Origin of the sequence: Roseibium sediminicola (assembly GCF_023156505.1) — a bacterium.
Taxonomy (GTDB): domain Bacteria; phylum Pseudomonadota; class Alphaproteobacteria; order Rhizobiales; family Stappiaceae; genus Roseibium; species Roseibium sediminicola.
This window is the reverse complement of sequence record NZ_JALNMJ010000015.1, coordinates 25,384-48,217: the sequence shown is the minus strand read 5'-3', so window position 1 is coordinate 48,217 and position 22,834 is coordinate 25,384. Positions and strand designations below refer to the sequence as shown.

27 protein-coding genes are annotated in these 22,834 nt (G+C 61.6%); 9 read left to right on the top strand and 18 right to left on the bottom strand.

The window, feature by feature from the left end; all coding sequences use genetic code 11:
• Positions 1-211: 211 nt before the first annotated feature.
• Positions 212-850 (bottom strand): septation protein A, encoded by a 639-nt coding sequence (locus M0H32_RS19520; protein WP_248156890.1) that lies wholly within the window; start codon positions 848-850, stop codon positions 212-214.
• A gap of 245 nt (positions 851-1,095) precedes the next feature.
• Here M0H32_RS19520 and M0H32_RS19515 point away from each other — a divergent pair, with 245 nt between their 5' ends.
• Entirely contained in the window at positions 1,096-1,908 is an 813-nt protein-coding gene (locus M0H32_RS19515; protein ID WP_248156888.1) for a hypothetical protein, read from the top strand.
• A 73-nt stretch (positions 1,909-1,981) separates the two neighbouring features.
• Here the strand turns inward: M0H32_RS19515 and phbB are convergent, their stop codons facing one another.
• Positions 1,982-2,710, bottom strand: coding sequence for an acetoacetyl-CoA reductase (phbB, locus tag M0H32_RS19510; protein ID WP_248156886.1), 729 nt, complete (start codon positions 2,708-2,710; stop codon positions 1,982-1,984).
• 122 nt (positions 2,711-2,832) lie between these two features.
• Positions 2,833-4,014: an acetyl-CoA C-acetyltransferase gene (locus M0H32_RS19505; RefSeq protein WP_248156884.1), complete on the bottom strand. Its 1,182-nt coding sequence runs from the start codon at positions 4,012-4,014 to the stop codon at positions 2,833-2,835.
• Between the two features lie 321 nt (positions 4,015-4,335).
• Here M0H32_RS19505 and phaR point away from each other — a divergent pair, with 321 nt between their 5' ends.
• A complete protein-coding gene (gene phaR / locus M0H32_RS19500; RefSeq protein ID WP_248156883.1) occupies positions 4,336-4,914 on the top strand; it encodes a polyhydroxyalkanoate synthesis repressor PhaR in 579 nt (192 codons plus the stop codon).
• A gap of 18 nt (positions 4,915-4,932) precedes the next feature.
• Positions 4,933-5,436 carry a GNAT family N-acetyltransferase gene (locus tag M0H32_RS29655; RefSeq protein ID WP_248156882.1) on the top strand — a complete coding sequence of 168 codons (504 nt, stop codon included), beginning with the start codon at positions 4,933-4,935 and terminating at the stop codon, positions 5,434-5,436.
• 158 nt (positions 5,437-5,594) lie between these two features.
• On the opposite strand, the gene M0H32_RS19490 is transcribed toward M0H32_RS29655, so the two are convergent.
• Positions 5,595-6,026 (bottom strand): GlcG/HbpS family heme-binding protein, encoded by a 432-nt coding sequence (locus tag M0H32_RS19490; protein ID WP_248156881.1) that lies wholly within the window; start codon positions 6,024-6,026, stop codon positions 5,595-5,597.
• Positions 6,027-6,160: 134 nt separating this feature from the next.
• Between M0H32_RS19490 and ggt the strand changes: the two genes are divergently transcribed.
• Together ggt and M0H32_RS19480 are read left to right on the top strand one after the other, a co-directional pair.
• On the top strand, positions 6,161-7,756 hold the full coding sequence (ggt, locus tag M0H32_RS19485) for a gamma-glutamyltransferase (protein ID WP_248156880.1): 1,596 nt from the start codon (positions 6,161-6,163) through the stop codon (positions 7,754-7,756).
• Between the two features lie 98 nt (positions 7,757-7,854).
• Positions 7,855-9,240 (top strand): multicopper oxidase family protein, encoded by a 1,386-nt coding sequence (locus M0H32_RS19480; RefSeq protein ID WP_248156879.1) that lies wholly within the window; start codon positions 7,855-7,857, stop codon positions 9,238-9,240.
• Between the two features lie 8 nt (positions 9,241-9,248).
• Here M0H32_RS19480 and M0H32_RS19475 read toward each other — a convergent pair whose 3' ends face one another.
• Both M0H32_RS19475 and M0H32_RS19470 read right to left on the bottom strand, forming a co-directional pair.
• On the bottom strand, positions 9,249-9,566 hold the full coding sequence (locus tag M0H32_RS19475; RefSeq protein WP_248156878.1) for a hypothetical protein: 318 nt from the start codon (positions 9,564-9,566) through the stop codon (positions 9,249-9,251).
• Positions 9,567-9,817: 251 nt separating this feature from the next.
• Positions 9,818-10,087 (bottom strand): hypothetical protein, encoded by a 270-nt coding sequence (locus M0H32_RS19470; RefSeq protein ID WP_248156877.1) that lies wholly within the window; start codon positions 10,085-10,087, stop codon positions 9,818-9,820.
• A gap of 418 nt (positions 10,088-10,505) precedes the next feature.
• On the opposite strand from M0H32_RS19470, the gene M0H32_RS19465 reads away from it, so the two are divergent.
• Positions 10,506-11,102: a hypothetical protein gene (locus tag M0H32_RS19465; RefSeq protein ID WP_248156875.1), complete on the top strand. Its 597-nt coding sequence runs from the start codon at positions 10,506-10,508 to the stop codon at positions 11,100-11,102.
• Positions 11,103-11,106: 4 nt separating this feature from the next.
• Here the strand turns inward: M0H32_RS19465 and M0H32_RS19460 are convergent, their stop codons facing one another.
• The 5 genes from M0H32_RS19460 to M0H32_RS19440 form a co-directional block, all read right to left on the bottom strand.
• Positions 11,107-11,739: a 3'-5' exonuclease gene (locus M0H32_RS19460; RefSeq protein ID WP_248156873.1), complete on the bottom strand. Its 633-nt coding sequence runs from the start codon at positions 11,737-11,739 to the stop codon at positions 11,107-11,109.
• A 40-nt stretch (positions 11,740-11,779) separates the two neighbouring features.
• Entirely contained in the window at positions 11,780-12,307 is a 528-nt protein-coding gene (locus M0H32_RS19455) for an MAPEG family protein (RefSeq protein WP_248156871.1), read from the bottom strand.
• A gap of 118 nt (positions 12,308-12,425) precedes the next feature.
• A complete protein-coding gene (gene rplT / locus M0H32_RS19450; RefSeq protein WP_248156869.1) occupies positions 12,426-12,785 on the bottom strand; it encodes a 50S ribosomal protein L20 in 360 nt (119 codons plus the stop codon).
• A 26-nt stretch (positions 12,786-12,811) separates the two neighbouring features.
• Positions 12,812-13,009, bottom strand: a complete 198-nt coding sequence (gene rpmI, locus M0H32_RS19445) for a 50S ribosomal protein L35 (RefSeq protein WP_023002610.1) — start codon at positions 13,007-13,009, stop codon at positions 12,812-12,814.
• Positions 13,010-13,268: 259 nt separating this feature from the next.
• Complete coding sequence (locus M0H32_RS19440; protein ID WP_248156867.1) at positions 13,269-13,886, bottom strand: FMN-dependent NADH-azoreductase; 618 nt, start codon at positions 13,884-13,886, stop codon at positions 13,269-13,271.
• Between the two features lie 98 nt (positions 13,887-13,984).
• Between M0H32_RS19440 and M0H32_RS19435 the strand changes: the two genes are divergently transcribed.
• Positions 13,985-14,893, top strand: coding sequence for a LysR family transcriptional regulator (locus M0H32_RS19435; protein ID WP_248156865.1), 909 nt, complete (start codon positions 13,985-13,987; stop codon positions 14,891-14,893).
• Positions 14,894-14,907: 14 nt separating this feature from the next.
• On the opposite strand, the gene acuI is transcribed toward M0H32_RS19435, so the two are convergent.
• From acuI to M0H32_RS19410, 5 genes are read right to left on the bottom strand one after another with little or no spacing between them, the layout of a single operon-like run.
• Positions 14,908-15,900, bottom strand: a complete 993-nt coding sequence (gene acuI / locus M0H32_RS19430) for an MDR family oxidoreductase (RefSeq protein ID WP_248156863.1) — start codon at positions 15,898-15,900, stop codon at positions 14,908-14,910.
• A gap of 14 nt (positions 15,901-15,914) precedes the next feature.
• Positions 15,915-17,549, bottom strand: coding sequence for an acyl-CoA synthetase (locus tag M0H32_RS19425; RefSeq protein ID WP_248156861.1), 1,635 nt, complete (start codon positions 17,547-17,549; stop codon positions 15,915-15,917).
• Position 17,550: 1 nt separating this feature from the next.
• Positions 17,551-18,672 (bottom strand): dimethylsulfoniopropionate demethylase, encoded by a 1,122-nt coding sequence (locus M0H32_RS19420; protein WP_248156859.1) that lies wholly within the window; start codon positions 18,670-18,672, stop codon positions 17,551-17,553.
• 17 nt (positions 18,673-18,689) lie between these two features.
• Entirely contained in the window at positions 18,690-19,316 is a 627-nt protein-coding gene (locus M0H32_RS19415) for a DUF1326 domain-containing protein (protein WP_248156857.1), read from the bottom strand.
• Between the two features lie 10 nt (positions 19,317-19,326).
• Positions 19,327-20,115, bottom strand: a complete 789-nt coding sequence (locus M0H32_RS19410) for a DUF2182 domain-containing protein (RefSeq protein ID WP_248156855.1) — start codon at positions 20,113-20,115, stop codon at positions 19,327-19,329.
• 152 nt (positions 20,116-20,267) lie between these two features.
• Between M0H32_RS19410 and M0H32_RS19405 the strand changes: the two genes are divergently transcribed.
• Entirely contained in the window at positions 20,268-20,999 is a 732-nt protein-coding gene (locus M0H32_RS19405) for a FadR/GntR family transcriptional regulator (RefSeq protein ID WP_248156853.1), read from the top strand.
• A gap of 408 nt (positions 21,000-21,407) precedes the next feature.
• On the top strand, positions 21,408-21,554 hold the full coding sequence (locus tag M0H32_RS19400) for a hypothetical protein (protein ID WP_248156851.1): 147 nt from the start codon (positions 21,408-21,410) through the stop codon (positions 21,552-21,554).
• Positions 21,555-21,593: 39 nt separating this feature from the next.
• Here M0H32_RS19400 and gph read toward each other — a convergent pair whose 3' ends face one another.
• Positions 21,594-22,262 carry a phosphoglycolate phosphatase gene (gene gph / locus M0H32_RS19395; RefSeq protein WP_248156849.1) on the bottom strand — a complete coding sequence of 223 codons (669 nt, stop codon included), beginning with the start codon at positions 22,260-22,262 and terminating at the stop codon, positions 21,594-21,596.
• The gene (locus M0H32_RS19390) at positions 22,259-22,813 is read right to left on the bottom strand and encodes a thioredoxin family protein (protein WP_248156847.1); all 555 of its coding nucleotides are present in this window, start codon (positions 22,811-22,813) and stop codon (positions 22,259-22,261) included. Before M0H32_RS19390 ends, gph begins: the two co-directional genes overlap by 4 nt.
• Between the last annotated feature and the right edge of the window lie 21 nt (positions 22,814-22,834).

Below are 22,834 nucleotides of genomic sequence, written 5' to 3'. Positions count from 1 at the left end.
CTTGCGCTCACGCTGACACGCTGGATTCCGGATCAGCGTGCAGCTATTGCTGCACTTGTCCGGAATGACGGGGTTGGGAAAGCGCACTTTGTCATCCCAGGCGCAGCGCAGCGGAGACCCGGGACCCTGGGGCAAAACTTGATTGAATACAGCAATTTATGAGGCTTCCTGGGTTCCCGCTTTCGCGGGAACCCAGGAAAAGCGGTGCCCCTTAAGCCTTGCCCTCTTCGATGATGGCGTGTTTCTGGATCAGGGGCAGCTGGGTCAGGGTGAAGATCAGGGTGATCGGCATGATGCCGAAGACCTTGAAGCTGACCCAGAAATCGGTCGAGAAGCTGCGCCAGACGATCTCGTTGATGATCGCCAGCACGAAGAAGAAGACACCCCAGCGGAAGGTCAGCTTGCGCCAGCCCTCGTCGGTCAACTTGAAGGCGCTGTCGAAGACATAACCGAGCAGGGATTTGCCAAACAAGAGCCCGCCGAGCAGGATCGAGCCGAACAGGCAGTTGACGATGGTCGGCTTCAGCTTGATGAAGAGCTCGTCATGCAGCCACAGAGTCAGCGCCCCGAACACCAGGACCACGACACCCGACACCAGCGGCATGATCGGCAGGCGTTTGGTCAGCCACAGCGAGACGACCAGCGACACCGTGATCGCAATCATGAAGGCCGCGGTCGCCAGGAAGATCGGCTTGCCGACGGCTTGCAGCACCGGAAGGGCGGCGGCGATCTGTTCGCCCCTGGCATTGAACAGGAAGAACACGCCAAGCGGGCCCAGCTCCAGCGCCAGCTTCAGAAGCGGCGACATTTCCTTGCGGGTCGGGTCGTTCGGGCCGTGTTCGAATTCCATGTTCTCGAAAGCTCCTCATCGGGTGTTTATGGGAAATAGGGGCAGAGAGTGGCGCGGGTCAAGGCATTGCCTCTACAAACACGGTTCAACGCGTGACTTCGTGGGTCATTTCAGCGAATCCTGAGTAGTTTTTTGCATTCCATTGAATTTGGAGCGGGCCATCGAGATCTTGTCCAGTAAAGGTCTCCGCCGGATTGTTTCCTGCGGTCATTCATCCAGGTGCTTGCGAGAGGCGCGTTCTTTTAATGTTGCTCGGTCTTGCTTTGATCGGTTTGTTTTTCATTTCGCCGATCTTTTTTGTCAGGCTTCAAACGGCCTTGAAGCTATCGGCGGCAGCATTTCTCGGACTGTTGTTGTGGTGGCGTTTGACCCCACCTTCAGAGCCGGAGGGGATGGAGCTGGGGGGCGTGCTGGCAGGCCTGATCGTCGCTGGCATGTGCCTCGCGGTCGTGTTGCGGCTTCTCTGTGCGTTTCTCGTTTATCTCTTCAACCGGGAGATGGCGATCCGGGATGCCGCGTCCGCCTCGCCTGTTTGGCTGGACGTGGTCTTCGGTCTCTGGGCGTCGGGAATTCTCTCGTTAACTGGCTTTGTCGCACTCTCGTGGCAAACCCGCGACCTTGCGAATCCCTTCTTGGTGCATTTGATCCTTGCGATTGCAGCAGCGGCCGCTTTCACCGTTCCGGTGATCATGGCCGCAATGGCACCGCTGGCGCGGCCCTTGCATTTTTCCGCAGGTGTCGGAACTGGCGTATCAATCCTAGTCCTGACGGCTTATAGCTGGGTCTGGTATCCGCAAATGATCAATGACGCGATTGTAAGGACAGTCGGTGGGGAACCTTTTTGCCTCTTTTCTCCGGAGGCGAGGAAGGCATTGCCGCAAGGGGCGCGGCTAACGTTTCTGACGCTTCCCAAGCGTAACCGCAATGGTCACTTCCATCTGGTGTCGCCAAAAAAGATGTGGGACTGGAGCTACTACTTGCGGGAATTCGACTCCGAAGCGCCGAGCGATCCTTACTGGTTCCAACGATTTTGTCTCGGCGAGTCCGTCCTTCAATGAGCCGCTGAAGGATCGGTCAAGAAGAAAGGCGCCTCTGAGGCGCCTTTCCGAGCTTTGTAGAACCTGGCTGCGATCAGCCGTTGGCGATGTACTGGCCGCCATTGATGGTCATTACGGCGCCGGTCATGAAGGCGGCGGCGTCGGATGCGAGGTAGACCACCGTCTGGGCGATTTCCTCCGGATGGCCGAGACGGCCGACCGGAATGCCGGCGACGATGCTCTCAAGCACCTTCTCCGGCATGGCGGCGACCATGTCGGTGTTGATGTAGCCCGGGCAGACGCAATTGACCGTGATGCCCTTGAAGGCGTTCTCCTGGGCGAGCGCCTTGGTGAAGCCGATCACGCCGGCCTTGGCGGCCGAATAGTTGGTCTGGCCCATCTGGCCCTTCTGGCCGTTGATCGACGAGATGTTGATGATGCGGCCGGAGCTGCGGCCGCGCATGCCGTTGATCACCGGCTTGGTCATGGTGAACATCGAGTCCAGGTTGGTGGACATGACAGCCCGCCACTGGTCGAAGTCCATCTTGTGGAACATGCCGTCGCGGGTGATGCCCGCGTTGTTGACCAGGACTTCCACCGGACCGAGTTCGTTTTCCACCTGGGCAATGCCCGCCGCGCAGGCGTCAGGATCGGATACGTCCCATTTGTAGACGTGAATGCCGGTCTCCGCCTTGAAGGCTTCGGCCTTCTCGGTGTTGCCGGCATATGTGGCCGCCACGGTGTAACCAGCGTCTTTCAGGCCCCGCGAAATCGATTCGCCGATACCGCGCGTGCCACCCGTGACCAATGCGACCTTGCTCATTCCCCTTCCTCCTGACTTCCAGTTCCGGACCCTTCGGGTCTCAAGGTTTTTCAACTTTCACGAACATCTGCCCGTATCGGTCAGGGCCTTGACGGTCCTGACCGGATCTCAGTGTGCCGCGATCAGCGCTCCAGGCACATGGCAACCCCCATGCCGCCGCCGATGCACAGCGTTGCGAGGCCCTTCTTGGCGTCGCGGCGGTTCATTTCATGCAGCAGGGTGCAGAGAATGCGGGCGCCGGACGCACCGATCGGGTGACCAATGGCAATGGCGCCGCCATTGACGTTGACGATGTCCGGGTTCCAGCCCATGTCCTTGTTGACGGCGCAGGCCTGGGCGGCGAAGGCCTCGTTGGCTTCGACCAGATCCAGGTCGGAAGCGCTCCAGCCGGCTTTTTCGAGGGCCTTGCGCGACGCCGGGATCGGGCCGGAGCCCATGACCGCCGGATCGACGCCCGCGGTCGCCCAGGAGGCAATGCGTGCCAGCGGCTTGAGGCCGCGCTTCTCAGCTTCGGCGGCGCTCATCACCAGGATGGCGGCGGCGCCGTCATTGAGACCGGAGGCGTTGGCCGCCGTTACGGAGCCTTCCTTGGTGAAGGCCGGACGCAGCTTGGCGACGCTGTCCAGGGTGGCTCCGTGGCGGATATATTCGTCGTCCTCGACAATACGTTCCGCACGGCGCTCCACGACGGTGACCGGAGTGATCTCGTCCTTGAACCGGCCCGCCTTCTGGGCGGCTTCGGCCTTGTTCTGGGAGGCAACCGCGAATTCGTCCTGCTGTTCGCGGTTGATCTGCCATTTCTCGGCGACATTCTCGGCAGTCTGGCCCATGTGGTAACCGTTGAAGGCGTCCCACAGACCGTCCTTGATCATGGTGTCGATCATCTTGTAGTCGCCCATCTTGTAGCCGGCGCGCATATGGGCGCAGTGCGGGGACAGGGACATGTTTTCCTGGCCGCCGGCCATCATGATGGTGGCGTCGCCGGTCAGAATCTGCTGCGCTGCAACAGCAACGGTGCGCAGGCCCGAGCCGCAGACCTGGTTGAGGGTCCAGGCGGTGGCGGCATCGGAAATGCCGGCATTGATGGCGGCCTGACGGGCCGGGTTCTGGCCCTGGCCGGCCGTCAGCACCTGGCCGAAGACGACTTCGTCAATATCGCCGCCATCGACGCCGGCCTGCTGCATGGCGGCTTTCATTACGATTGCGCCCAGATCGTGCGCCGGGGTGTTGGCAAAGGATCCGTTGAAGGATCCGACGGGTGTGCGGGTCGCACTGACAATGACGACATCGGTGAAAGCGCTCATCATACTCTCCAGGACTCGAGGCCGAACGGCCGTAGTGGACTGGTGCCGCTAAGGCACCTTTTGATCCTTATTGATGCGGGAACTAGAACTGCACCAGCTGGTCGTGTCAACCGTATCACTCCTTATCGGCAAAGTGTTTTCGCATTTGCGGCATCATCCTTTCGTCACTGCACATAAAAAGGGTGGCACGATCCGATACGATTGGCTTAGTCTCTTAGTCGGAGGAGATGACAAGTCTGCGAAGGCCTTGTCGTCAAATGGGAAACCAGAGCGGGAGGACGTCCCGTTCGCGCCCAAAAGGCAAACAGGCGGAATTCACGGATGGCCAAGACGAACGAGCCGACAATCATCAAGAAATACGCCAACCGGCGGCTCTACAACACGGGCACCAGCACCTATGTCACGCTCGAGGACCTGGCGGTGATGGTGAAGGGGGAAGAGGACTTCGTGGTCTTTGACGCGAAGTCCGGCGAGGACATCACACGGTCCGTGCTGACCCAGATCATTTTCGAACAGGAAGGCAAGGGACAGAACCTGTTGCCGGTCACGTTCCTGCGCCAACTGATCCGGTTTTACGGCGACAGCATGCAGGGACTGGTGCCGAGTTTCCTGGAATATTCGATGACCTCGCTGACCAAGGAGCAGGAAAAGCTGCGCTCGCAGATGAGTGAAGCTTTCGGGGCGACCGCGTTCGACGCCATCGAGGACCAGGTCAAGCGCAACACGGAAATGTTCGAGCGGGCCATGAAGATGTTCATGCCCTTCCCGGCCGGTGAAGGCGGTAGCTCGGCCGGTGCCGCCACCAAGGAAGGCAAATCCGAGCCCTCCGATTTGGACGACATGAAGAAGCAGCTGGAAGAAATGCAGAAGAAGATCAACCAGCTGAGTGACAAATCCTGATTTTGACAGGGGCCTGACGTGATCACGGACAGGTCCCTTGGACCGAACCGGCCGGTGTCGGTCGTTTCCCTGACAACCTGTGCGGAGCAGTTGGAGCGGATCGCGCTCTGGTTCCGGCAAGCGTGGCCGGCCTGGTATGGTCCGGGCGGGCAAGGCGATGCCTGCCGGGATCTCGAACGCTGTCTTGATCCATCGGTTCGCTTGCCGCGCTGCCTCGTTGCCTTCGGTCCGGAAGGCAAACCGCTAGGCACCGTGTCGCTGCGTGATACGTCTCCGGGCTCAGACCGCTATCCGGGTGTCTGGCTGACGGCGCTATTCGTACCGGAAGCTTTCAGGCGTGTCGGTATTGGCACGGCGCTGATTGCCGCCGCTGAAAGGCAAGCCGCCGGTCTTGGCTTCGGCGAGCTTCTCGTCTCCACGTCGACCGCGCAACCTCTCGTGATCGCCAGGGACTGGCAGCACATCGACACGCTGAGGTATCCGGGTGGCGCGCTTGAGATCTTCCGGAAGATGCTTGTTTGATCAGCAACGCCAAAAATTCTGCGTCATCCTGAGGAGGGCCGTCAGGCCCGTCTCGAAGGATCGGACAGGCACTCTGTGACAAGTGGCGGATCCTTCGAGACAGCGCTTTCGCGCTTCCTCAGGATGACGGTAGTGTTTGTTGAGGCGCATGTACCTGGTCAGCCGCAGTCCGCGATCAGGGCCACCGCCTCGATACCGGCGACGGCGCAGGCTTCGTCATTGTCCGAAGTGTCGCCGGTGATGCCGACGGCGCCGAGGGTTTCACCGCTGCCGTCCTTGATGAGGACGCCGCCGGGGACCGGAATGATGGCGCCGCCGGAAGCGCCATTCAGCGCGTTGACAAAATGCGGGCGCGATTCGGCGTTTGCGTTCAGCCATCTGGTGCCGGTGCCGACGGCCAGGGCGCCGATGGCCTTTCCGGTCGCGATTTGCGGCCGCATGATCGACGAGCCGTCCTGCCGCTTGAGCAGCATCGTGTGGCCACCGGCATCCAGCACGGCAACCGTCAACGGCTTCAGCTTAAGCTCCGCGGCTTTTTCCAGTGCGGCAGAGGTGATGGTCTCTGCTGTCGATAATGTCAGTTTGCTCATTTGATGACTTCTCCTTAAGGTGCTGCCGGCGATATGGATTTGCTAACAGACCAGGGTGTCGGCGACTAGGCGGCTTTGCCAAGAAGCAATTGCGGCAATTCGGAAAGAATGAGTTTCGGGCGGGAGGAATTTAGGTGAAGCGCGATTTTCAGGCACCAGGCCGGTCACCGGTCTATGCACGGCAGGCGGCAGCGGCAACCTCGCATCCGCTGGCGACCAGCGCGGCGCTTGAAATTCTCCAGGCCGGTGGCAACGCAGTTGACGCGGCCATCGCAGCGGTTGCGGTGCAATGCGTGGTCGAGCCGCACATGACCGGTATTGGCGGCGACTGTTTTGCCATCGTGATGGAACCGGACGGACAGCTGACCGGGTTCAACGGCTCCGGTGCCGCGCCGCGCGCCGCAACGCCGCAAAAGCTTGCAGAACTCGGCGTCACGGAGATCACGGACACCTCGCCGCATGCCGTCACGGTGCCGGGGGCCGTGCGTGCCTGGGAGACCCTGCACAAGGCCCATGGATCGGCAAAATTCGCGTCGCTGTTCAAGCGCGCCATACACTATGCCCGTGAGGGCTTCCCGGTGACGCCGCGCGTTGCACGGGACTGGGCGCTCGACGTGGACAAGCTTCGGGCCGATCCCATTTCGGCGGCCCGCTACCTCATCAAGGGCGAAGCGCCGGTGGCGGGCGCCGTCCTGAAATATCCGCGCCTGGCCGACACTCTGCAGAAGATTGCCGAAGGCGGTGCCGACGCGTTTTATTCCGGTGACATCGCCGAAGATATTGTCTCCGCCCTCGCAGAGCGTGGCGGCCTGATGACCACCGACGATCTCGCGGCCTGCCACACCACAGCCGTTTCACCGGTTCTGCGCGATTACAAGGGCCACACGGTGGCGGAACTGCCGCCGAACGGCCAGGGCATCATTGCCCTCGTCATGCTCGGCATACTGGAAAAGTTCGACCTTGAGCAGTTCGATCCGCTCGGTCCGGAACGGTTTCATCTCGAAATGGAAGCAGCCAGGATCGCCTATGCGGTGCGCGACAGGTTCGTTACCGATCCGGGCTACATGGAAGTTTGCCACAGCCGCCTGATCGGATCCGACTACATTGATCAGCTGGCAAGGTCCGTGTCACTCGACAAGCGGATGACAACGATCCCGGAAAGCACGCTGGCACCGCAGACCGACACGGTCTACCTGACCGTGGTCGACAAGGACGGTCTGGCGGTTTCCTTCATCAATTCCCTTTTCAGCGATTTCGGCAGCGGCATCGTCGCGCCCAACACCGGGGTGCTGCTGCATTGCCGGGGCAAATCGTTCCGGGCGACGCCGGGACATGCCAATTCGATCGACGGCGGCAAGCGGCCGCTGCATACGATCATCCCGGCCATGGTGCTGAAGAACGGTGCGCCTTTCCTGTCGTTCGGGGTTATGGGCGGCCAGTATCAGGCTTGCGGTCACGCGCATCTGCTGACCAACATCATCGATTACGGCATGGACGTGCAGGCGGCGATCGATTTTCCGCGCATGTTCTTCAATCTGGACACGCATGTCCTGCAGGCCGAACGGCTGGTGCCGCCGTCAACGCTCGACGGTCTCAAGGCGCTCGGCCACACGGTTACCCCCGCTTCCGGACCGATCGGCGGGTCCCAGGCGATCATGATCGACAGGGCGCGCCATTTGCTGACAGCAGGCTCCGATCCGCGCAAGGACGGCCACGCGGCCGGCTATTGAGGCGCTTAAAGCCCCGCGACACTTTGATCCTTGAGCCTCGGTCTTTCCGGGTGTTGATTGGCACCGGACGCGCCGACACTTATTGAAAAGGTATCAAGATGCCCGGATTCTCCCGGCGGGAACTTTTGCTCGGCAGCGCCGGCTTGGCGACCGCCTTTGCCGCAGGCGGGCTTGGCGCCCGCCAGGCCCAGGCCGCCGATCACGCCCTGACCCTTGCCAGCCTCGACCATCAGATCCTGCCGGACGCCGTGACCCGGTCCATGATGAGCTTCGCGCCGGACGGGCCGCCGCCGGTGTTGCGCTTCAAACAGGGCCGCAAGGCCGCCATCGATGTCCACAACGCCCTGGACGAGGTCTCCACCGTGCACTGGCACGGTTTCCGGATCCCCAACGGCATGGACGGCGTACCCTATCTGACCCAGTATCCGATCGAGGCCGGCAAGACCTTTCGTTATGAATTCACGCCGCCCGATGCCGGCACCTTCTGGTACCACCCCCATTGCAACACGCTGGAGCAGATGGCCCGGGGGCTCACCGGCGTGATGATCGTGGAAGAAAAAGAGGATCCTGGCTTCGACCAGGACCTGCCGCTCAATATCCGCGATTTCCGGCTTGACGGCGACGGCCAGTTCATCGAGTTCTTCAAGGCGCGCAACGCGGCCCGCGGCGGGACCTACGGCACGGTGGCGACGGTGAACTGGAAGGTGGCGCCGACCTATGACCTGCCTGCCGGCGGTCTGGTGCGGTTGCGCCTCGCGGTAACCGATCTTACGCGGGTCGGCACATACGAGCTGGCGGGCGGCGACGCAAAAGTGATCGCGCTCGATTCCAATCCGCTTCCCGCGCCCGTTCCGGCCCGGGACCTCATCCTGGCGCCCGGCCAGCGGGCGGACATCGCCCTGCGTGTGCCGGACAGCGAGGACAAGGTGGTGCGGCTTCTCTTGAAGCGCCCGAATGGCGATAAGGAGCTGTGTTCGTTCCAGCCGGTAGGTCAGAGCGCTGGACGTGATCTCAAGGAGCTAAAACCTCTGCCGCCAAACCCGGTGCCGGAGCCGGATCTCGCCAATGCGGAGGTGCTGGAGTTCGTGTTCGGCTGGTCGCCGGAAGGCGACGCGCCGCAAGCCAGCATTTGCGGCACGCTTGGTTATACGTTCTGGTCGATCAACCGCACCGCCTGGCCGGGCGACCTGCCCGGCCCGTTCGATCCGCTGGCGACAATGAAACAGGGCAAGTCCTATATCCTGAGACTGCGCAACGAATCGCCGAACGACCACCCGATCCACCTGCACGGGCTGTCCTTCAAGCTGCTGCGCTCGAACAAGCGTCAGCTGCCGCCGCTGGTGACCGACACCGCGTTGCTGCTCGAAGAAGAAACCATGGATGTGGCGCTGGTCGCCGACAATCCGGGCGACTGGGCATTTCATTGTCATGTGATCGAACACCAGAAAACCGGCCTGGCCGGTTTTCTCAGGGTCGACGGCTGACAGTTAGGTCAGGCTGAGAGGGATACCGTATAGGAGCGATCGTCGCTGTCGTCGGCGGCCATGCGGTATTGGGCATGGTGCTGCCGGCGCTCGAGTTCCGTTTCCAGGGAAAGCTGGCGGCTGGCCAGAAGCTGGGTCGCATATTCCGCATGACCACCCGCATAGAGGTCGCGCTCCAGCTCGGCTGCGGCGATATGGGCCGGCATGTCGATGGCACCAAAGCCGGTCCTCGGGGCGTCGAAGAGGTCTGCGTTCGGGATGAATTCGGCAACCGGCTTCTGGCGGATGCGCAGGGCCGGAACGGCCGATACAGGGGTCACTCGCATGTCAGTCTCCGTGGCGGGCCAGTCCGTGGCCAATCTTGTCGGAGGTCCGGGGAGTCCGGATCTGTTTTTAAATATAGGTCGAAGCACAACGGAAAAATGTGACGCGCGTCACACTTTGGTCGGGACGTCGGCCTCCAAGGGAGCCGAAACAAACCCGGATGTGCCGAACGCTGCCCTTCGGACAAAAAAGAACCCGGGGCAGTGCCCCGGGCCAGTGGTATCCAGTGGTACATCTGGAAACTTTGAAAATCTCAGCGCTCGGTCTTGAGCAGATGGCCGGCGGCGCGACGGCGCGGCAGGGCGGCGACGGCGCGATAGCTGTTCGCGCCATTCAGCGTGTCGCTCGGCAGCGGTTTGCCGACCTGGATGTCGAAATCGCGGGTCGCGATCAGATGCGCCAGGAAAACGGAATTCGGGCGGTAGCGCGAGGTGAACGCCTGCTGGTCCCGTTCGAGCGGCTGCGACGGCACAGGCAGGTGGGCGGCAAAGCTGTTCTGGCGTTCTGACTCGGTCTCTCCCATTGCGGGACGCTTGCGCCTCACATTGGCACGGCCTGCGGATGTTACCGGATTCACTCGCACGTCTTCACGCCTCGTTGTTTCAGATTGGCACGCTTGGCGTTGCCTTGCCTGAAACGTCGCAATCATCGTGCCAGCTTAACGGCTTGTTAACCTTTTGTCCGCAGAAAACCGCCAATCCGTATTAATAAAAGTTAACAAGGTGACACGTTTCCGGAAAGGCCGGTGAGGCGCGGGGATAGCGGGGACAAGCCGGGAACGGGGCTTGAGAACCTAGATTCTCAAGCGGCTCAAGGCGATTTGGAACGCCGTTACAATTTGCGGAACACAACCATCAAAGCGCCATCGTTCGGTCACGGCGCGACCGGAATCAGTCTTTACCGATCGAACGCCTTCAATCGTCAATTCTGCGGAGTCCATAATGCGTTCGCTATCCGTTGCCCTGAGCCTGGCCATCTGTGTCCTGGCGACCGAATCTCGGGCCGACCCGATCGTTCCGGCCAGCCTGCAGGGGGAATGGACCACCGATTGCCTGCCGATCGGCCAGAATAGCCGGCACGGCATGATCACCCTTCTCACGATCGACGGCAGCGGCCGCATGGCCGCCAGGAGCCAGGTCTTTGCCAGCAATGCCTGCCGTGTGCCCACCGTTCAGGCCCGCTACGAGACCGGGATCGTCGAAGTATCTGAGGACAGCGAGGCGATCCGTGTCGCCCTCAAGGTCGAATCGATCACCCTGAAGACCAACCAGGACGAGGTAACCGCGATCTACAACGACCCGGAAAACCCCGCTGGCTGCGGCCTTGCGGGCTGGCAGACCAATATCGCGCGACCGGTGGACGGCCGTACTTGTGCCGTTTTCGATCTGCCGGAAGTGGATGAAGTGCTGCAAGACCGGGTCTGGGCCGACGGCACCCGGCTGGCCTTCGGGGCCTATCCGCTCAAATGGACAATCCGGTCCGAGAAGGATCTGCCGAAAGTGCCGAGCGCCGTCAGCTTTTACCGGACCGGATACTAGCGCGTCATGATCTGACGCTTGCCGGGAGTTGGAAGTCTTCCGGAGTGAGTCGGGATTCTCTCAAAAGGTGTTGAAGGCACAGGGCCACGGAAATCGCATCATCCAACGCATCGTGATGCCGTCGGTCACTTCCGCCCGACAAGCCATAATAACCGGCGAGCTGACCGCTGGTGGTCTGCTCCAGATCGTCGCGGGGCATTCCTGCGGTCAGCAGGAGGTTGCCCGCGTTGCCGAAGCGATGTGCGGCAATGGATGGCGCGATACCGGCGACGTAGCAGCTTATGGCGAGCAGAAAGAATTCGTCCTTGCCCCAGGACCATAGGGACGCTCCGTCCGCAAACCGCTCCAGGCGATTGAGCGCTTCCGTCTGGCTCACACCTTCCGCGTCGACCTGCGCCTGGGTAATGCCGGTCAATTCGACGAAAAACGGGGCGACGACACATGTCTTTCCGGATCGGTCCCGGGATTTGATGAAGATCTTCTCCGTTGCCGCGATGGCAAAATCCGGTTCGAGCGACAATTTGACGGCGCCAATCTGGACGACGCAGGGATCGGGATCCTCGGGGCCGCACCACATGCGCGATTTCGCTCCCGGTCTCGTCAGAAATTCGCAATCGAAAATGATGACATGGGTCATTCGAGGCAAGCCTGCTGTCAATTCGGCGCAATCATAGCCGCTACAAAATCGCGAGAACCAGAGTTGCGATCAGCAACATGGCAGTCGAATAGAAGGTCAGAGCGAAGCCGAATGCGCGACCTCCCGCTCCTTTGCCGTAGCCAAGCCAGAACAGTGTCCGTCCGATCCAGAACAGGAGTGCGGCGGCCGGAAGGGCACCAAGATATTGGATCGGGGCCAGAAGGGCGAAGCAGCCATAGGCGATCACTGCCAGCACGGTCTGTTCCAGTGTGTTCTGCAGGACCGCCTGCAGGCGCCTGGCCGTCACGGTGCCTTCCGTCAGGCCACTGCCGTCGATGTCTTCCGGGGTGAAGAATCGATGCCGCGCGAGCACGCCGATGGCGGCGAGCAACCACAGGCTGATCGCGAGACCGGATTTGGCCGGGAGCAAAAACCGGCCGGCAAGTGTGTCTTCCGTCAAAAGCGTTTCGGAAAGAAGCAAGGCGCCGGCGATGAGCGCCAGGGCGCAGACAAGAAGGGCGGCGATCATGCCCTTCAGGACAGCGGTTTGTTTATCGGACAGGGGCATGGCATTGGCACCGGAAGGGACGATCAGGTCAACGGCACCAAGGGACCATATGCGAGCCCAAAAGAAAAGCGCGGTCCGATGGACCGCGCTTTCCTGAAATTCCAGAAGCGTGACTGCCTTAGGCGGCCAGCGCGCCCTGGGCCTTGTCGACCAGCACCTTGAAGGCGTCCGGCTGATTGATGGCCAGGTCGGACAGAACCTTGCGGTCGACCTCAACACCGGCCTTGTTCAGGCCGTTGATGAAGGTGCCGTAGGTCATGCCGTGCTGACGGGTCGCGGCGTTGATGCGCTGGATCCAGAGCGAACGGAAGTTGCGCTTCTTGGCCTTGCGGTCGCGGTAAGCGTACTGACCGGCCTTCTCGACGGCCTGCTTGGCAACGCGGATGGTGTTCTTGCGACGGCCATAATAGCCTTTTGCCGCTTTGATAACTTTCTTGTGACGAGCGTGGGCGGTTACGCCCCGTTTGACGCGTGACATTTAGATGATCTCCTTCGGGGCTGGCGTTATGCGTACGGCAGGAACTGCTTCACGATCTTTGCATCCTGGTCGCTCAGCGTGGTGGTGCCACGGGCGTTGCGGATGAACTTGTTCGTGCGCTTGATCATGCCATGACGCTTGCCGGCCTGCGCGGTTTTCACCTTGCCGGTCGCGGTCACTTTAAAGCGCTTTTTGGCGCCGGACTTCGTCTTCAGCTTGGGCATTTTGCATCCTTTCCTTGGTGCTCCCGCTGTCAAACGGGTGCTTCGTTCTTGGTGCATTCAGAGCCGACACGGCATGCCCTTGGTTGTCGAAGACGGTCTGCATCGGAACACAGAAATCCAGTCCACGACGAGCCGGACGACTCTGGACCGGGCGCTTATATGGGAGCTTTCCGCCAAATGCAACCGGATTCGGGCCTGAGAAGCAGTATCTTTCGAGAAACCCGGTTCCGGTTGCGATGTTCCCGTCCCGTGCGATTTGCTATGCGGCCCGGCGCGCGTCTTCCCGAGCTGCCTCCAGCCGGCCGGCAAATGTCTCGGGCGTCGCCGTCGCGGTGCCCTGGACATGGACGAAATCCACTGTCTCGATGCCGAGGAAAGCAAACAGGAATTTCAGATAAGGTTCCAGGAAATTGGCCGCGGCAAAGGGTTCTTCGGCCAAATAGCCTTCAGCGCCATAAGCGCAGACGATGACCGCCCGCCTTGCCTTGACCAAGCCCTTAAAGCCGGCCTCGCCCATCGAAAACGTGTGTCCGATCCGCATGATCTGATCGATCCAGGCCTTCAGGGCCGCGGGAATGGAGAAATTGTAGATCGGCACGGCCAGAAGCAACGTGTCTGAGGCCTGGATTTCCGCGATCAGCTCATCCGACAGCGCGGTAGCCGCCTTGAGATCATCGGACAGGGTGTCCTGCGGTGCATAGAAGCCCTCGATGGTCTCCTGGGCGATGAACGGAATGGATCCGTCCGCGACGTTTCTTGTGATCACCCGGCAGCCGGGGTGTTTTTGCCGGAATTCGGCCTCGAATACATCGGCCACGGCCGCCGAATGCGAGCCGTCCTGCCGGGAACTTGAATTGATGCGTAACAACTGGGTCATGAACCTGCCTCCTTGTTGGTTGGCAAGTTGGATCTAGTTTCTTGCGGGAATTCAAAAAATGGCTCGGAAAACACTGAACTCGTGCGTAATCTGCACGAATGGAACTTTCCACGCTCAAAACCGCCTTGCTGGTCAGGGATCTCGGCAGCTTTGCTGCGGTCGCCCGGCTTCTGGAACTGGACGCTTCCAGCGTCTCACGTGTCATCGCCCAATTGGAGCAGGATGTCGGCTTTCGCCTGTTTCAGCGCAGCACGCGGAGCCTGGCGCCGACCGGGGAAGGGGAGCTTTATCTCAACCGGATCGGGCCTCTTGTCGAAGAGCTGGAAGCCGCCGGTGACGAAGCCCGCATGAATGCGGTTTCGCCGCGGGGCACACTGCGCATGACCGCCAGCATTTCCTTCGTTCAGGAATGTTTGATGCCGATCCTGCCGGAGTTTCGAACGCGGTATCCGGAGATCGATCTCGAGATTCTGGCCTCCGACGCCAATCTGGACCTCAGGGCGGACGGCATCGACCTTGCCGTGCGTTTCGGCCAGATGCCGCAGGGCGACTGGATCGTCAGCAAGCTGATGACCACCAGCTATCGGGTGGTGGCTTCGCCGGTTTATCTGGAACGGACGGGCCGGCCCGCGCATCCCGGGGAGCTGTCGGAGCGCGATTGCATCCGCTTTGCCATCCCGGGCTTCAAGACGCTCTGGCAATTTCGGGAAAAGGGCGCCACGGATGCGTTCAGCGTGCCGGTTGGCGGCGCGACGGTGATCTCGAATGCTTTGTCGATCCGCTCGGCTGCCCGGCTTGGCATGGGCGTCGCGCTGTTGCCGATCATGCTGGTGCAGCGGGATCTGGAGAGGGGCACGCTGGCCGATCTGTTCCCGGATCATGCTTGTGCCGCGGCATCCTTCGATACCGCAGCCTGGCTGCTTTATCCGAGCCGCTCCTACCTGCCGCGGAAGGTTCGGGTGATGATCGATTTTCTAAAGGAGCATTACGGGCGGTCAGAGGTCTGACCGCCCCTTAACCGTCACGCGTTCACATCAACGACCACACGGCCCTTGACCTGGCCTTTCAGGATATCCGCGCCGAGCTGTGGCAGGTCTGCGAGTGTCGCCGGCTGGATCATCGCTTCCAGCTTGTCCATCGGCAGGTCCTTGGCCAGGCGCTCCCAGGCCTTCAGGCGGGCATCATAAGGTTTCATGACACTGTCGATGCCAAGCAGGTTCACCCCCCGCAACAGGAACGGGATGACGGTGGCCGGCAGGGCCGCGCCGCCGGCAAGGCCGACGGCGGCCACCGAGGCGCCGTATTTCATCTGGCCGAGGATTCGCGCCAGCATGGCGCCGCCGACGGCATCGACGCAGCCCGCCCAGGTCTCGGTTTCGAGGGGCCGCTTGACCGTTTCGGCGACGTCGTCGCGCGGTACGATGGAGCTGGCGCCGAGGGATTTCAGGTAGTCCCAGGTGCTTTCCCTGCCGGTGACGGCGGCGACTTCATACCCGAGATTGGCAAGGATGGCGGTGGCGACCGAACCGACGCCGCCGGCGGCGCCCGTCACGAGAACCGGGCCGTTTCCCGGCTTCAGACCGTGGTCCTCAAGCGCCATGATCGCCAGCATGGCGGTGAAGCCGGCCGTGCCGACAGCCATGGCGTTGCGGGTGGTGATGCCTTGGGGCAGCGGCACCAGCCATTCGCCCTTGACCCGGGCCTTCTGGGAATAGCCGCCCCACCAGGCTTCGCCGACGCGCCAGCCGGTCAGCACCACCTTGTCGCCGGGCTTATACCAGTCGTCGGAACTTTCCTCGACCGTGCCGGCAAAATCGATGCCCGGCACATGCGGATAGGTCCTGACAAGGCCGCCGCCGGGGCCGAGGCACAAACCGTCCTTGTAGTTCAGGGTCGAATATTCAACGGCAACGGTGACATCGGCTTCCGGCAGCCGGGTCTCTTCGATTTCCTCGATGCCCGCATGGGTCTTGCTGTCGTCGTCCTTGTTCACAATCAGTGCTTTGAAAGCCATGAGCCTCAATCCCGTTATCTGGTGGTCTCGGTCATCGCCCTGGCCTCCTGGCGCAGGACGTATTTCTGGATCTTGCCGGTTGCCGTCTTGGGCAGCTCGGTCAGAACGATTTTCTTGGGCCGCTTGAAGCCGGCCATGTGTCCTTTACAGAACGCGATCAGGCTGTCTTCGGTTTCACGGCTGCCCTCTTTCAGCTCCACGAAGGCGCAGGGAACCTCGCCCCATTTTTCGTCCGGCAGGGCGACCACAGCGGCCAGTACCACGTCCGGGTGCCGGTGCAGAATGCCTTCAACCTCGACGGAGGAAATGTTTTCACCGCCGGAGATGATCACGTCCTTGAGCCGGTCGCGGATCTGGATATAGCCGTTCGGGTGGCGCACGGCCGCATCGCCCGACTTGAAGGCGCCGCCGGAGAACGCCTCCGCGGTCGCTTCCGGGTTCTTGTAATAGCCCTTCATGACCGTGTTGCCGCGAATGACGATCTCTCCTTGGGTCTCGCCATCATGGGGAACAGGCCGGCCGTTGTCGCGGTCGACAACGTCAATTGTTTCCGTCATCGGGAAGACGACACCCTGCCAGGACTGGCGTTCGGCCTGTGCGTCCGGCGCAAGAGCGTCCCAGTCCTCCTGCCACAGGCATTGGGCGACGTGGCCATAGGTTTCCGTCAGGCCATAGACCTGCATCACCTCGAAGCCGAGTTTTTTGACGCCGGCCAGAACGGCGGCGGGTGGGGGGGCGCCGGCGGTCAGGATCTTCACCTTGTGCGGCACGGATGCCCGCTGCGCCTCCGGCGTGTTGATCAGCATCGACAGGACGATCGGCGCACCGCCGAGATGCGTGATGCCGTGTTCGGCAATCAGCCTGAAGACGGCCTCGCCCGTGATCTGGCGGATCAGCACGATGGTGCCGGCCATCAGTGTCATGGTCCAGGCATGGCACCAGCCGTTGCAGTGAAACATGGGCACGGAATAAAGATAGACAGGATGGCGCGGCAATTCCCAGGCGACCGGTGTTCCCATCGCCATCAGATAGGCGCCGCGGTGATGATAGACCACGCCTTTTGGCCGCCCGGAGGTGCCGGAGGTGTAGTTGAGCGCCAGCGCGGCCCATTCATCATCCGGCCCTGCGAAGGCAAAGCCCGGATCTCCGGCCGCCACAAGCTCTTCGTAGGTTTCAGAGCCGATCCGCTCGCCGCCCGGTCCGTCCGGATCGACGATGTCGATGGCCGGGAGGGCCTTGCCGTTCAGCTGGAAGGCGCTTTGCATGACAGCGGAAAAAGCCGTGTCGGCGATCACCAGCCTCGCGTCGCCGTGATCCAGGATATAGGCGACGGTTTCCGGTTCCAGGCGAGTGTTGATTGTGTTGAGAACGGCGCCGGTCAAAGGCACGGCATAGTGCAGCTCGAACAGTTCCGGCGTGTTTGCCGCCATCACGGACACCGTGTCGCCGGGACCAATGCCAAGCTGTGTCAGGCTGGAGGCAACGCGCCGGACCCGGTCCATCACCTCGGCCCAGGTGAAGCGCCGGTCGTTGTAGATCAGCGCCGTGCGGTCCGGAAAGATCGCGGCGGTCCGTTCCAGAAAGGACAGCGGCGACAGCGGCACATGGTTGGCGGACGCCTTGGCGAAAGCATCGTAATGCTGCTTCATCCTAAGCTCCCTGGTTGGAAAAGGGTGTCTCCCAAACGGTCGCCGACCGTATGCCGTGCGGCGTGTCGACCTGCACCTTGGTGCCGTCGTCCCAATGGGTCATGCGCACCATGCCGATGGCGACATTGGTGCGGAAATCAGGGGAATAGGCGGCGGAACTGACGGTGCCGACCTGGCGGCCGCCGGCAATGATCGGCCAGAGCTCGTCGCAGGGCGGCACCGGGTCGCCGTCGATGGCCAGGCTGCGAATCTGCCGCACAGGGCCTTCCACCGCGACTCTGAGCAGGGCATCGCGGCCGACGCAGCCGATGGCGTCCTTGGTCTGGCAGAACCGCCCGAGGCCACATTCATGCGGCGTGTTGTTGCGGGTCATGTCGTTGCCGTAGGAAAGCAGCTGACCCTCGATGCGTTCGATCAGGTTGGGGCAGCCGGCGCGCACATTGAGGTCTTCACCCGCCGCCATGAAGGCGTCCCATATCGGCTCTCCAAGGCGCGAATCCTCCACATAAAGTTCAAAGCCGCCCTGTTTGGAATAGCCCGAACGGGCCAGAACCAGTCTTCGGCCCTCGAACTCGACATAGTCGAAGTGAAAAAAGCGGATCTTGCGGATGCGCTCGCCGAAAACCCGGGCAACCAGGTCTTCGGCCTTGGGCCCCTGGATCGCCAGCGGCGAGACGTCCGGCTCGTCGACATCGACCTCCAGCCGGAAGGCATGGGCAAGGCCCTTGATCCAGAACAGCAAGTCACTGTCGGCAACCGACACCCAGAACTTGTCGTCTGCAAGTTTCGTGGTGACCGGGTCGTTGAGCATGCCGCCGGTCTCGTCGACCATGGGCGTGTAAAAGCAGCGGCCCTCCGTCATGCTGGAGAGATCGCGCGGCGTCAGCATCTGGGCGAGGCGCGCCGCGTCAGGCCCCCACAATTCCACCTGCCTCTCGCAGGCCACATCCCAGATCTGAACGTCCTTTTTCAGATGGTGGTAATCCGCTTCGACACTGTCGAAGACGGTGGGCAGGAGCATATGGTTATAGACCGTATAGCCCTTGACCCCTGCAGCCTGGACACGCCTTGAAAACGGTGTCTTGCGCGTGCGGCGGGAAATGGAAAGCGCGGGAACCTGCATGGCGACCTCCTCGGGCCTTAAGCGGCTTGTTCGGCGGCGGGGCCGGACCAGTCGATCTGGCAGATTTCGGCACTGCGGCCGTCAAAGTCCCAGACGCGGCCATAGGCGCGGACACGCCCTTGCGTTGCGGTCGCGACCGTGATGTCGGATCCCATCCAGTATTCGGTGTTGGTGATCACCAGATCTTTCTCCGGATCCGCGCCCTGTACCGGGACAACCTCTCCCTTGATCGCCCGCCCGACAACCAGCCGGCGTGTCTTGCCCTCGGTCGTGTAGGAAATGGGGGCCCGCTCCGCGCCGAGAAACTCGCTCACCAGCACCTTGAAGAGGCCCGTGGTGCCCTTGACCTCGCCAGAGAAGATTTTGACCAAACCGTCATAGGCAGCTTCGCTTGCCCGGTCGTCGATAAAGACGGCGGCTTTCCAGTTGCCGCGTGCCATCAGCCCGGGGATTTCGATCAGGAGCCCGATGTTCAGGCCAGACAGATCCTCGCCCATGAAATGGCCTTCGTCGATGCGCACACCGCCCCAGGTCTGGCAATAGCCCTCGGTGGGCGGATGCTTGCCGAGCGAAACGACGCAAGGACAAAAGACCGTGCAGTTGCAGTTCAGAATCAGTTCGCCGCGAATGGCCCATCCGGACATGATTTTCTCCCTAGTTGAATGGTATGAAAGCGGACAGGAGCAGCACCACCGCTCCCGCCAGAATGAGAAAGACACCAAGCGGTGCGGTGAGGCGTGCGCCGATCGCCGGCAGTTTTTCTAGGCTCATCAGCACCATGGCGAGGCCCATGAACGCGAGGTTCATGGTGCCGGCGACAAAGGCGAGCAGCATCAGGGCCCAGCAGCAGCCGAGACAGACGGCGCCGAGTCGCAGGCCCAGTTTCGCGCCACCTTTTGCACCGGGTTGCCAGTGACTGAAAAAGAAGGTCATCGGGCTCTGGCAGGCGTTGAGACAGGCCTCCTTCAGGGCGCTGAACTGATAGGCTCCCGCCAGCAGCAGAAGAACGCCGTTGAGCGGTGCCGAGATCGACTGGCCGAACGTTGAGACCAGGCCGAATTCCGCAAGCCGGACTTGCAGAAAAGCCGCCAGGACCGCGAAGCCGAGCCAGACCGTCATGTAGCCGGCGAAGAGGGCGATGAGCGGTGGAGATCCGGAGCCGGCTGTCCGGTTGAGCTGTGCATAGGTGCGAAAGGCCGGGAAGGCGGTCGGCGCCATCATGGCGAGCGCCATCAGTGACCACATGATGAGGGCGGAGACAAAACCTGCATCCGCAGCCGTGGTCCGGCAGAGCGACAGAAAATATCCGAGACCGTCAACGCTCAGGGCGGCAGGCAATTGCGCCTGCATGGCGAACAGGGCGCCCCAGGCCGCAAGCACGCTGCCATAGAAGGCCAGCCACAGGCCTCTCTGGCCGGTGAGCAGCCGCGTCATGGTCTCCATCTGATCCTCCCGAGATCGTCGTTGGCCATACGCTGCGCTTACAATGTGCAAAAGTCAAACATTTAATTGTCAGACATTTAAACATTTTAATTGACCCTTGCCGGGCGCCCCAGTAACTTGCCTGCACATTTGCAAGATAGCCGGAGACCGACTTGGCGATTGAATTCAACACGATTCAGAAAGAGGGCCTCTCGGTCCAGATCGCCAATGCCATCCGCGACGCCATTCTGGAAGGCCGGCTTGCCAGCGAGGAACGGTTGCCGAGCGAGGCGGAGCTGGCCGAACGGTTCGGCGTGTCCCGGTCAACGGTGCGCGAGGCGCTGAAGCGCCTGGCAGCGCAAAACCTCATTCGCAGCGAACGCGGCTCTTCGGGTGGCGCCTTCGTCAACCGCATCACCTGGGACGAAGCCCAGGACAATCTGGTGACGACCACCCGGCTCCTGATCGGCATGAACGACATCGCGCTGGAAGACGCGGTGGAGGCCCGGTTCGCGCTGGAAGCCTCTGCCTTGCCGCTGGCGGCGGAAAAACGCTCTGACAATCATTTGTCGGACATGCGCCGGGAGATCGCACGCCAGCGCGACAGCCTGACCACCGATGTGGAATTCTGCGCTTCGGATGTTGCTTTCCATTCGGCGATTGCCGCCGCCACGGGCAATCCCCTGCTAAGCTTTCAGCTGTCGGCCGCCTTCGAGGCCATGCAGCCCCTGATGAACATGCTGGTCTACCGGCTGCGCGACCGGGAGCGGATCGCCGATCTGCACGAGGCCCTTGCCGCGGCCCTTGAGGCGCGTGACGGTGGCGCGGCGCAGCAGCAACTGGACGCCCTGGCCGCCTATACCAAGGACCTGGCCGCACAGCGGCGCAAGCCGCGGAGCGCGTGACGATCCGGATTTCGTGCCGACCTGACGAAAAGGGCCTGGAACCGGTGAGACCGTTCCGGTCAACGGCAAAACTCAGTTCTGTAGTCTGTTAGTCAGATATGGGTTTCACGTCGTAGGCGCATGCTTTCCCTCAGCGACTGGAATGGTGTCCGATCCCGGCGGGTGGAGCGCCAGGCATTTCAATAGACGATCAATCAGGCTGTTGCAGCTGTTGCTCGGCGTGCAGGATATTCTTCTGACAAGATGCCAACGAGCCGACAAATCGGGTGTCCGTCCCAGTACGTAACTCTACGGGATTGCCCTTACTCATCCTAAAGTCTAATATAGACGAAAGTCGAAGATCGATTCGTCCGCCGGAACGGCCTGCAGCGACTTGGCGGGGGCGGCCAAAGCAAACGGAGCAGAGACATGAAGTTCTGGAGCATTGCCGTCGTCGCGCTGATCCTTGTCGGCGTCGCCGCCACCAAGGCCACCAATCCGAGCCTTGCCCTGACCGACAACACGGTCGCGTCCGGCGTGCCGGTCACCACCCTGCACACACCGGCAACGCCGTAAACCGATCGATTTCTTGCCCGAATCCAACACGGGTTCGGCTTACGCTTGGCCTGCTATTGCCAGCAGGCTTTCGACCTGTTGCGGCAGATCGTTGAATTTTGAAAACCTGACCGTGTGCGGAATCTCTCCCACCGGGCTCTTCCGGTAACCTTCCGTGAAAAGAGCAAACGGCACGCCCGCATTTTGGGCTGTTTGCGCATCGACCTCGCTGTCGCCGACATAGACGACCGGGCCTGAACCCAGGCGATCCCGAAGAATTAGAAGGCCTTCCGGATCGGGTTTGCGGCTTGGCAAGCTGTCGCCGCCGATCAGATCATCGAAAAAAGACGCAAGGCCAAGATCGGTCAGAATTTCGTGCGCCGGCGCTGCCGGTTTGTTGGTGCAGACCGCCAGGGCGTGGCCTGCCTGTTTCAGGGTGGTGAGTGTTGCCGCGACATCCGGGTAGGGGACCGTCAGGTCCGTGGCGTGGGCCTGGTAGTCGGCAAGGAAGCCGGCAACGAGACGGTTGCGATCCACCGGAGAAAGCGCCGTCGCCGCGATGATCCGGTCGACCAGGACGGGAATGCCGTTGCCGATGAATGAGCGGATGGTGGCAAGAGGCAGCGGCGCTTCGCCCTCCGCTTCAAGCATCCGGCTGGCGGCGGCATGCAGGTCCGGCGCGCTGTCGATCAGCGTGCCGTCCAGATCGAAGATCAGAATCGGCGTCATGCGGCCTTCCACTTGATCGAACAGCCCATGGACGGGATCTGGTCTTCCGGACCCTTTCCGGTTTCTGCCACCTGCCGCATGGCTTCATAAAGATCCCGGCGCAGATCCGGCGGGCCGCTTTCCCTGCGAGAGGCATCGAGTCGGCCGCGATATTGCAATTCCAGGGCGGAATTGAAGCCGAAAAAGTCCGGTGTGCAGACGGCGTCGTAGGCCCGGGCGACCGACTGGTCCTCATCATAGAGATAAGGGAAGGGAAAATTCTCCCGCTCCGCCAACTCTTTCATCTTCTCAAAACTGTCCTGCGGATAGGCCTCGGTGTCGTTGGCGCTGATGGCGGCCACGCCGATGCCGAGAGCCGCGAGGTCGCGGGCATCGCGCAGGATACGGTCCCGCACCGCCACCACATAGGGGCAGTGATTGCAGATGAACATGATCAGCGTGCCCTTCGGACCGGCAATGTCGGCCAGGCTGTAGGTTCTGCCGTCGGTGGCGGGCAATTCGAAGGACGGGGCTTTCCAGCCGAAATCGCAGACGGGCGGTGTGGCGGCCATAAGAGATATTCCTTTGCAAGT

Bases quoted from the DNA above. Each gene is read 5' to 3' on its own strand.
- phaR (WP_248156883.1), top strand. From the start codon at position 4,336: ATGGCCAAGACGAACGAGCCGACAATCATCAAGAAATACGCCAACCGG.
- M0H32_RS19480 (WP_248156879.1), top strand. From the start codon at position 7,855: ATGCCCGGATTCTCCCGGCGGGAACTTTTGCTCGGCAGCGCCGGCTTG.
- M0H32_RS19390 (WP_248156847.1), bottom strand. From the start codon at position 22,813: ATGGCCGCCACACCGCCCGTCTGCGATTTCGGCTGGAAAGCCCCGTCC.
- gph (WP_248156849.1), bottom strand. From the start codon at position 22,262: ATGACGCCGATTCTGATCTTCGATCTGGACGGCACGCTGATCGACAGC.
- M0H32_RS19440 (WP_248156867.1), bottom strand. From the start codon at position 13,886: ATGACCCAGTTGTTACGCATCAATTCAAGTTCCCGGCAGGACGGCTCG.
- M0H32_RS19505 (WP_248156884.1), bottom strand. From the start codon at position 4,014: ATGAGCGCTTTCACCGATGTCGTCATTGTCAGTGCGACCCGCACACCC.
- M0H32_RS19460 (WP_248156873.1), bottom strand. From the start codon at position 11,739: ATGACCCATGTCATCATTTTCGATTGCGAATTTCTGACGAGACCGGGA.
- rpmI (WP_023002610.1), bottom strand. From the start codon at position 13,009: ATGCCCAAGCTGAAGACGAAGTCCGGCGCCAAAAAGCGCTTTAAAGTG.
- M0H32_RS19470 (WP_248156877.1), bottom strand. From the start codon at position 10,087: ATGGGAGAGACCGAGTCAGAACGCCAGAACAGCTTTGCCGCCCACCTG.
- M0H32_RS19520 (WP_248156890.1), bottom strand. From the start codon at position 850: ATGGAATTCGAACACGGCCCGAACGACCCGACCCGCAAGGAAATGTCG.
- M0H32_RS19415 (WP_248156857.1), bottom strand. From the start codon at position 19,316: ATGTCCGGATGGGCCATTCGCGGCGAACTGATTCTGAACTGCAACTGC.
- M0H32_RS19475 (WP_248156878.1), bottom strand. From the start codon at position 9,566: ATGCGAGTGACCCCTGTATCGGCCGTTCCGGCCCTGCGCATCCGCCAG.
- M0H32_RS19425 (WP_248156861.1), bottom strand. From the start codon at position 17,549: ATGAAGCAGCATTACGATGCTTTCGCCAAGGCGTCCGCCAACCATGTG.
- M0H32_RS19515 (WP_248156888.1), top strand. From the start codon at position 1,096: ATGTTGCTCGGTCTTGCTTTGATCGGTTTGTTTTTCATTTCGCCGATC.
- M0H32_RS19455 (WP_248156871.1), bottom strand. From the start codon at position 12,307: ATGCCCCTGTCCGATAAACAAACCGCTGTCCTGAAGGGCATGATCGCC.
- rplT (WP_248156869.1), bottom strand. From the start codon at position 12,785: ATGTCACGCGTCAAACGGGGCGTAACCGCCCACGCTCGTCACAAGAAA.
- M0H32_RS19410 (WP_248156855.1), bottom strand. From the start codon at position 20,115: ATGGAGACCATGACGCGGCTGCTCACCGGCCAGAGAGGCCTGTGGCTG.
- acuI (WP_248156863.1), bottom strand. From the start codon at position 15,900: ATGGCTTTCAAAGCACTGATTGTGAACAAGGACGACGACAGCAAGACC.
- M0H32_RS19420 (WP_248156859.1), bottom strand. From the start codon at position 18,672: ATGCAGGTTCCCGCGCTTTCCATTTCCCGCCGCACGCGCAAGACACCG.
- M0H32_RS19490 (WP_248156881.1), bottom strand. From the start codon at position 6,026: ATGAGCAAACTGACATTATCGACAGCAGAGACCATCACCTCTGCCGCA.
- M0H32_RS19435 (WP_248156865.1), top strand. From the start codon at position 13,985: ATGGAACTTTCCACGCTCAAAACCGCCTTGCTGGTCAGGGATCTCGGC.
- phbB (WP_248156886.1), bottom strand. From the start codon at position 2,710: ATGAGCAAGGTCGCATTGGTCACGGGTGGCACGCGCGGTATCGGCGAA.
- M0H32_RS19465 (WP_248156875.1), top strand. From the start codon at position 10,506: ATGCGTTCGCTATCCGTTGCCCTGAGCCTGGCCATCTGTGTCCTGGCG.
- M0H32_RS19400 (WP_248156851.1), top strand. From the start codon at position 21,408: ATGAAGTTCTGGAGCATTGCCGTCGTCGCGCTGATCCTTGTCGGCGTC.